Genomic DNA, 8,641 nt, shown 5'->3' on the forward strand with positions numbered 1-8,641 from the left:
GCGTCGTAATACGGTACCGATTCCTTTATCATGTATGGCATTAATTTTTTCAGCCATAGGAATCTGTACATGTTAATTCTGCCAGTAGAAAAACGCTGCCGTTCAAAATGCTGAATGCATTGCTTAATTAATTCTTCGAATGTTTCCATTGATACTCCAGTTATTTGTGATGGCAAAATTGCCATCACAAATAACTGGAGTAATCTTATGTAAAGTGTTTATGCAAAGTAGCGCCTGTAACACAGGTACTTTCAGTGCTTTTACTCAGCCGCTTTACATAATCTTTTACTTTCCATAATTACCGAATTATAGGCACCAAAAACGGTCCCGGCCGTAGTAGCCATGTTTTGCGAAGGATCACTGAGCGCATATTCATAGACATCCTCTACCGTGTTAAGATACTGCGAGGATAAAAGATCTGTTTTCCCATCCAGCACATTGCCCAGCGTCTCGCGGCTGGAAGCCATCGCCATTTCAATGAGCCTTTTTAACTGCTTGTCATTAATACGGAATTTTGCCCAGTGATTAAAAAGTGCTTCCTTTTCCTGGGTAATCTTTTCTGCAAGACCCATGATTTTATGCGCCTGCTGAAGTCTTTCTTTGGCATTGGCCGTGTGACGGATCCGGACGGCACCTGAAAGATTGCCCATCGCGGCATTCAAAGTATTTTGGCAAACGATTCTTACCGGGGTGAAAGCGGCTGTGATACTGCCTGATCCGTCATGCGAGTTTGTGAGAAAAATATATTTTTCAATCAGATCGTTCTCACCAACCCGAATATAACCCGGAAGTTTAGCTGTTATAAAGATACGCTCCCCACGGCCCAGTGCGCCGGCCGTTTCATAGCTTACCTGATGCTGCTGAGCGACTGCATCAAAAAAAGAAAAAGCGTCTTTGTTCTGCACGATGTGGTAGTCTTTACCCACGATGCCCAATGGCTGCATGGAGTCTGCACGCACGGTTGCAAAGTGATTGGGCACGACCATTTCTTTGACCTTTGCCCCTTCACCGATATCCTCTATACGAAGATCAAAAGGAGCGGTTTTAACTGGCGTTTTAACGACCTGATAATCGAGCCCGGCCAGCCCAATCGCCTCCCCGCTTGTTGGCGCCTGCTGCACGATCTGACCCAGCCCGTGCCAGGCTTTTTCTTTCACTGCAAAAAAACTGTGATTACCTGTGTTCTCGTTTAAATGAAGGTTGTGAGACATAGCGTTTAAGATTAGAATGGGTGAAAAAAAAATTTCCTTTTCTCTTTCGCTTGCGTCTGCCTTAATCAAAAACAACATTGTTTTTCCCCAAAGAAAAAACAAGAAAAAAAGAAAGCCCACGGTAAGCGGCCCGGCTAAAAGCCAAAAGGAAACGGAATAAGTACCCGGAGGGTTGACGGCGGTTGTATTCCCGCCATCATCTATCCATCATGGCCGTCATTATGCCGAACGCTTTTGGCCTTCTAACAAAAGCTTAAAATTCGGGCTGCTAGTTTCGCTATTCTTTTTGACTTGTTATTTGGGGAAAAACATTTCATTCATCTTCAAGCCTCATTTTTGAAGAATTCTAGCGCGAAGGTTGTTCCTGATAAAATCCGACTTTGCCTTGTGAGTGGTCAGGAACTAGATCCTACTGTGAGCCTACTGCATTGCGATCCTGTGCGGGCTCTAATAACTGTCATAACATATACAAAAATTATTTACCCAGTGCTGACCGGGAATGCTAGATTTACTAAGACCTTTCTGTTAGGTTTATATTATGTTAACTTTCATTTCAGGCGGCACAGGTCTTCACTTTAAATAATAACTAAGCATCATGAACCGGTTACATAATTACAAACTATCGATAAAATGGAGCGGCAATAAAGGCCTGGGAACATCTGATTATAGCGCTTTTGACCGGGATTATTCCGTAGAGATTGAGCATAAACCGATTCTTAACGGTTCGGCCGACCCTACATTCAGAGGTGATAAAACCAAATTCAATCCCGAGGACATGCTTCTTGCATCTTTGAGCGCGTGCCACATGTTATCATACCTTCATCTATGTTCGGTAGGAGGCATTGTTGTGATTGATTATTACGATCATGCGACCGCAACTATGGAAACCAGAATTGATGGTGGAGGACAATTTACAGAGGTTACCCTGAATCCTTTAGTAACAGTGACTGATGCCTCGATGATTGACAAGGCACTTGCGCTACATAAAAGAGCTGGCGAAGTATGCTTTATTGCCAACTCTGTGAATTTTCAGATCAAGCATTTTCCAGTAGTCATTACATCCGAAACAAACTCCTGAGCACCTGATTTAAGATTGTCAGTCAACCTGATACAGAACCACCGCACCAGTTACCTAAGCTGTGAACTATTCACGCTCATCCTTTCATAGAAGAAGCATCCAAATACAACCCCGTACCACCTTCATATAAATCCGTGAAAGCCTGATATCATCCAATCAGGTTTTCAATAATACTGCTTTATTACTGGATGGATACATTTAATATCTTTCTAAATCTTACAAATCAAACAACGTTAAAGCATCAAAAGGCGGCCTTACATACGGCGTAATCGCCGCAGGCTTGTTGGTGTCAATTTTAGTGCTGTAAATCCCGTCCATCACCCGGTAAGTATCCAGCTTTTCGTCTGGATATTGGTACAGCATCAAATTTTTCATTTCTTCCTCGGTCAGGTCCGGGACCAGCCAGGCCAACGCTGCATCACCTTCCAGTATCAGCGGCTGACGCTCACCGTCGTTATGCACTTTTGCCATCAACGGGCTTGCGTCCGTGGTGATGATACTCACCGTTGGTTCGTTCTGCCATACGGAATAAATTCCGCCAAGCGTAAAACACCTGCGTTCCTTCGGTTTGATATACCACGATTCATATTCCTTGGAATCCTTAGGATAATGCGGTTCAAAAAAGCCCGTACAGATCACCAGACAGCGGTTTCGCCAATAATTTTTATAGGAAGTCTTTGTAAACAATTCATCATTACGCGCATTCAGCGTATTGGCTTTCCAGTCTTTTTCTTCCTTCACCCAACTTGGCACAAGCCGCCAACGGTACATATCTATCGACTTGGGATCTTTATTTGAAATGACGGGTATGTATGGTTTTTCAAAACCATTCATATCATATTTTTTCTTGAACTTTTCAAGTTTCTGAATTGGCAAGCCAAACTCCCGTAAAGCTGCATCATCTTCATTCGAGATATGGTAACACATAGCACAGTCGTTTTTAGAATATTTTTATAATAGTATAAAAATTGAATTCCTAATCCAATTCGCACACAAACAGATATAATTAAACGACTGAAACAAAGCCTATTTTATATGCTCCGTCAAAATTCGTGGATCTGGTTTTACCGGAATTTTAGCGCAGCGGCTCACCGTAATACTCGGACATCCGTACTCCATCGTCACCTTCCCTTCGATCAGATACGCGCCTTGGCCCTGAAACTTATAGCCAATCATACTATTCGGAAAATGCACCGTATCAAAAAAATCACCGTTGATATCAAAGTAATTTCCAAACATCATCATTTCACGATGTTTGGTCCTTACGGGCTTGTACGTCACAAATTCACCTACCATACGTACCGTTTCGCCTACATGCTTGTGCATGTCGCGCGCCAGAATCTGCCCGCGAAAATCTGTTCTTAACAGATCAAACCAGCTTCCAGATACAGGAAATCCGAGAAGCCGGATTTCATCATACAGATGCTCTATCAAGTCATACTCAAAATCAGGCAGCTTTGGAATCTTGATATCTGTTTGGAATAATTGCGACGGCAACGCCACATTTTCCAGTTCCTTGCAGATATACATGGATTCCCATTGCATGGTCGTTTTTACTTTTCCGGTAAATGCAAATACGCCCGCCCGTATCAGAATGGCCATTTGTGTTGAAGACGTACCAGTCCGCAGGATAAAATCCTTCAAATCTGCGTATGCTCCGTTTTGTGCTCTTTCGCTTAAAAGCTTCACTACTGTGTTTTGTTCAAGATCAAGGATGTAATCAAAACCCAGATACAATTCAATTCCGTATAGGGCCGTGGTTATAAAACTTTTATTTACACACGGTAAATGCACTATCGCACCCGCCTTTTTAGCTTCGTTCAAATACGTACGCCGGTCATAAAAACCGCCGTAATTATTCAAAACCGACACCATAAATTCAATTGGAAAATAAGTCTTCAGATATAAGCTCTGAAAACTTTCAACCGCAAAACTTGCGGAATGTGCTTTGCTGAAACTATACCCTGCAAAGCTTTCCATTTGCCGCCAAACCTCTTTCGCTGTATCTTCCGGGTAGCCAAACCTTTTGCAGTTTTCAAAATACCTGCCTTCAATCTCTTTCAAATGCGCTGCACTTCTGCTTTTGCCGGACATCATCCGGCGCAGCACATCCGCATCAGCCAAGTCCAGACCGCCAAAGTAATGTCCGACCTTGATCACATCTTCCTGATACACCATGACGCCATAGGTTTCCTGCAACTGTTCTTTCATTACAGGATGCAGGTAAACCGTCGTTTCCGGATTTCGATGTCTTTCGATAAATGCCTTCATCATACCTGAACTCGCTACACCTGGTCTGATCACCGAACTGGCAGCCACCAGCGTCAGGTAATTATCACATTCCAGCTTCGTAATCAGTTGCCGCATGGCAGGGGATTCGATGTAAAAACAGCCAATCGTATTGGCTGAACGTATTTGCTCCTTTATTTTCGGATCTTCAAAAAACTTTCTCGGATTGGTAATGTCTACCTTTTCACCCCGGTTTTCTTCAATCAACTGCACACAATCTTTGATGTGGCCCAGGCCGCGCTGTGAAAGGATATCAAATTTTTCAAATTTGATATCTTCGGCTACATACATATCAAACTGTGCCGTTGGAAGTCCTTTTGGCGGAAAATCCAGCGCAGTATAATTTGTAATTGGATCCTCCGAAATCAGCACACCGCAGGCGTGAATCGTCCGCTGATTTGGAAAATCAGAAACCAGCCCGTACAAGCTTTTGATCAGTTGTACGGCTTCCTGTGAGTTGTAAACGGAATTCGGATTTTTGATAAGATTATCAATTTCTTCCTTCGGAAGACCGTAAACTTTGCCAAGTTCCCGGATGATGCTTCTGTCTTTAAAAGTGCTCATGGCACCCATGAGCGCAGTATTTGAAGTCTGGTATCGTCTGAAAATATAATCGTAGATTTCATCACGATCTTTCCATGAAAAGTCGATATCAAAATCGGGCGGGGTTTTTCTTTTCGGGTTTAAAAACCGCTCAAAGTATAAATCCAGCTCAATAGGGCATACGTCCGTAATACCCAGACAATAGGCAACAATGGAATTTGCGCCGCTTCCGCGTCCGACATGGTGAAAATTCTGCGATACTGCGTAACGGATAATGTCATGCGTGATCAGGAAATAAGCACTAAATCTGAGGTCATCAATAATCCGAAGCTCTTTTTCAACCCTTGCTTTTGCTTCTCTGTTCTTTGGTCCGTACCGGCGAACCATTCCGGCCACTGCCAATTTTTCGAGTAAAATTTTATCATCATAGGCGTTTCCAGTGAAGTATTTTTTATTTCTGACAATGGTAAAATCAAAACTGAAACTGCAACTGGTAAGCAGCTTTTCGGTTGTTTTAATGATCTCTTTGTAATTGCTGTACGTATCCAGAAGTTGGTCAATAGTTGGAATCATTTCATCCGGCATAGCCAACATGAAAGGTTTCAGTTTTGAAAAAATCAGGTTGTGATCCACAGCCCGTAGTTGCTGATGCAGTACAAAATCTTTCGGATTTTTTACCGTGACCGGCCACAGGATTACGTAGCGTTCAAAATTTGCTCTCGGTTCCCTGACAATCTGGTTCAGCTCTGACGGTTTGATACCAATAAACTCATTTTCCCGTAGTGCTTTTACATTCCTGGTTCTGTAAGGATAGATGACGTAAACCTGCCTGAAGGCAGGTGCAATGTCAGGCAGCGGTTTTTTAGTCCGATTGCTTGTGGTCATTAATTCATTGAGTTCACCAAATCCGGCTTCGTTCCGGGCAATCCCGACGTACAACAACTTATCACCGTTCCGGTATTCCATACCGACCAACCCGTTCAGGCCGCTTTCACGGCACTTTTGAATGAAGGGAAACACAGCCGATGAATTATTGATATCGGTTAAAACCGCAGTGTGGTGTCCTTTCGCCACCAGCGTTTTAATGAGGTCATCGATACTGATTGTTCCGTACCGGAGACTGAAATATGAGTGAACATTGAGAAGCATAATTTTCAGCGTTAATGATTGGTTATCAATTTAATTTTTTACTTTTGGTTCTAATAAGACCAATCGTATGGTTCTAATGATACCAAAATAGAAATGGAAGCGCAAGAAATTTTTCTAAAAGAAAATTTGAAGTTCCTTCGACAGCGTAAAAAACTGACGCAGGAAAGTTTGGCCGAAGCCCTTGATATGTCGCGTGTTAAGCTTAAAGCGATAGAAACAGGAACAACCGCCAATCCAGCCGTTCAGGATATCGTTTTAATTTCGCGCTATTTTAAAATAGCGACGGACACCTTTCTGCTGGTGAACCTTGCCAAACTCGGGGAGTTAAAACTCCGCGAGCTGGAAGCTGGCTCGGACGTATACCTGACCGGAAAAAATATTCGTGTGGTAGCGATTACCATAAATCCGGACAGTAAAGAAAATGTGGAGTACGTCCCGATCAAAGCCAAGGCCGGTTACCGTGCCGGTCATACCGACCCGGAATATCTGGCAGCGCTCCCAAAGTTCAACATCCCGAACCTGCCGTCAGGATACACCTACCGGATGTTTCCAACCTCCGGCGATTCCATGCTTCCGATCCCGGAAGGCAGCGACATTCTGGCCCGATATGTTCAAAACTGGAAAGATCTGAAAGCTGCAACACTCTGCATCGTAATCCTGGTCGGTGATCAGGAATTTGTTTTCAAACAGGTAACCATCACACCCGATGGTTTACTGCTGCACTCAATGAACAAACTGTACGAAGACTACACCGTGGATTTTTCGGACGTGCTGGAAATTTGGGAGTATTACAGTTTTCACAGCAAGCAGCTACCGGAAGCGATGACGGACTTAACGACGGTCATCCGTGAGATCCGGAAACTGGAAGTGAAAATAACATCAAAGCCTGGTCAGTAAACTCATACATCATGATACCAGTAAAACCGAAACCAAAGAAAATCTACAAAGCCCAGGTGCATATCATACATAGCATGATCCACATGGCGAAGAACAAATTGAATTACGAAAAGTGGATGAAACCACGCGATTTCGTAGAAGGCAATACATGGGCATTTGAAAAAATGAATGCATCGTTAAAAGAACATTACGGTCTGGTTTATGATCCGTCGTACTCTTGGGAAGCAGCTGAGTTATTTTTTGCCGGAATAAAAGAAGATGATTTCTAACCCCAAACTTCACAATGAACAAATTTGAAATAGAACTGGAAGAACTCCTGACATTCTTTGACACGGCAACATTCCCGGAAATCCCGTTCAAACTAAACGGCTATATGACCGTAACCGGAGACATAAACTTATTCATTGAAAAACAGGCAATATCAATCCGCAGCTATAAAGGTTCCGAGGTCGTACACAATTCACTGATGCAGCACCTGCGCAGTTTAAAAGAAATCGTATTGAACCAATGAATAACTACCAGCGAAATATCGAACGACGTTTGAAAATGTCTTTCTTTCTGTGCTGCTGCGTATTTCCTTTTTTATGATAAAGTTCTCCATAAAAAGATAGCAGAATCTCATTAAAAATTAGATTACTTCTACGCTTAAAAATGTCTTACCGTATCACGCTGCATCGGTAATTTAATTCCAACCTTGAATACTCCATAATATTCGTTTATTTCATTTCTTCTCAGATCTTTAAATAAATCGTATGATCCATTTTTATAATCTGGATAAATGATCAGACGGTCTATTAATCTATCTGTCGATATACCAAGGAGGTCATATACTGTTCTCAAACGAGCATAACCACTCACCTGGTGAATATCTAAATGGTCTACTTTAGATGCATATCTAATTTTATATTTCGCATCAACAATCATTTTATAATCGTAAGAGTTAAGTAAAAAATCGAGCTTGTTCCCTCGGTTCCCGAATTGATAATTAATGGTGCTGACTTTTGGAAAACGATCCTTTAAAAGCCCTAAGACATTGAAAACTCAGTAAAACTTTTTCATCTATCTAAATCCATTCATTACCAGTAAATTACCGGTTACATTTAAAATTTTAGTTTTAATATTATTTGGTAAAAAGCTATTTTGGCCAAATAATGAAAAACTTGACAGATTATATCGATAACCTAGCGTGCAGAATCAATGATTCCAGGTTAAAAAAAACGCGAAATCGCTCATGATGAAAATGGCCAGCGAGCAGCATACGCAGTTGTGGGCACTTTCCGAAGATGCCAATCAGTACGAGCGTAACAGGAATCTATTAAGCGGAGACTTGAAAAATAGTCTTTCTCCCGAGCAAATCAATGGACAAACCCTTTCGGCAGGACTTTCCCATGTTCGTTTTAAAAATGTGATAGAGCTAATCCATGATGGATGTGACATACGCAAGCCATCCAGTAAGGCATTGCCGAACCTGTCA

General features: G+C 42.2%; 9 protein-coding genes. 5 read left to right on the forward strand and 4 right to left on the reverse strand.

The window, feature by feature from the left end; genetic code table 11:
* Positions 1–260: 260 nt before the first annotated feature.
* Entirely contained in the window at positions 261–1,211 is a 951-nt protein-coding gene (locus tag FDK13_RS34840) for a DUF932 domain-containing protein (RefSeq protein ID WP_137344623.1), read from the reverse strand.
* A 595-nt stretch (positions 1,212–1,806) separates the two neighbouring features.
* Between FDK13_RS34840 and FDK13_RS34845 the strand changes: the two genes are divergently transcribed.
* Positions 1,807–2,289: an OsmC family protein gene (locus FDK13_RS34845; RefSeq protein WP_137344624.1), complete on the forward strand. Its 483-nt coding sequence runs from the start codon at positions 1,807–1,809 to the stop codon at positions 2,287–2,289.
* A gap of 216 nt (positions 2,290–2,505) precedes the next feature.
* Here the strand turns inward: FDK13_RS34845 and FDK13_RS34850 are convergent, their stop codons facing one another.
* Both FDK13_RS34850 and FDK13_RS34855 read right to left on the reverse strand, forming a co-directional pair.
* Entirely contained in the window at positions 2,506–3,216 is a 711-nt protein-coding gene (locus FDK13_RS34850; RefSeq protein WP_137344625.1) for an SOS response-associated peptidase, read from the reverse strand.
* A gap of 99 nt (positions 3,217–3,315) precedes the next feature.
* Complete coding sequence (locus tag FDK13_RS34855) at positions 3,316–6,270, reverse strand: helix-hairpin-helix domain-containing protein (protein WP_137344626.1); 2,955 nt, start codon at positions 6,268–6,270, stop codon at positions 3,316–3,318.
* Positions 6,271–6,363: 93 nt separating this feature from the next.
* Between FDK13_RS34855 and FDK13_RS34860 the strand changes: the two genes are divergently transcribed.
* From FDK13_RS34860 to FDK13_RS34870, 3 genes are read left to right on the forward strand one after another with little or no spacing between them, the layout of a single operon-like run.
* Positions 6,364–7,167: an XRE family transcriptional regulator gene (locus tag FDK13_RS34860; RefSeq protein ID WP_137344627.1), complete on the forward strand. Its 804-nt coding sequence runs from the start codon at positions 6,364–6,366 to the stop codon at positions 7,165–7,167.
* Positions 7,168–7,178: 11 nt separating this feature from the next.
* Positions 7,179–7,436 (forward strand): hypothetical protein, encoded by a 258-nt coding sequence (locus FDK13_RS34865; protein WP_137344628.1) that lies wholly within the window; start codon positions 7,179–7,181, stop codon positions 7,434–7,436.
* Between the two features lie 14 nt (positions 7,437–7,450).
* Complete coding sequence (locus FDK13_RS34870) at positions 7,451–7,678, forward strand: DUF6965 family protein (protein ID WP_137344629.1); 228 nt, start codon at positions 7,451–7,453, stop codon at positions 7,676–7,678.
* A gap of 134 nt (positions 7,679–7,812) precedes the next feature.
* On the opposite strand, the gene FDK13_RS34875 is transcribed toward FDK13_RS34870, so the two are convergent.
* Complete coding sequence (locus FDK13_RS34875; protein ID WP_137344630.1) at positions 7,813–8,091, reverse strand: hypothetical protein; 279 nt, start codon at positions 8,089–8,091, stop codon at positions 7,813–7,815.
* Positions 8,092–8,398: 307 nt separating this feature from the next.
* Between FDK13_RS34875 and FDK13_RS34880 the strand changes: the two genes are divergently transcribed.
* Positions 8,399–8,641, forward strand: a 243-nt coding sequence (locus FDK13_RS34880) for a hypothetical protein (protein WP_137344504.1), incomplete at its 3' end; no start/stop codon positions are given.

Source organism: Dyadobacter frigoris (genome assembly GCF_005280585.1).
Taxonomy (GTDB): domain Bacteria; phylum Bacteroidota; class Bacteroidia; order Cytophagales; family Spirosomataceae; genus Dyadobacter; species Dyadobacter frigoris.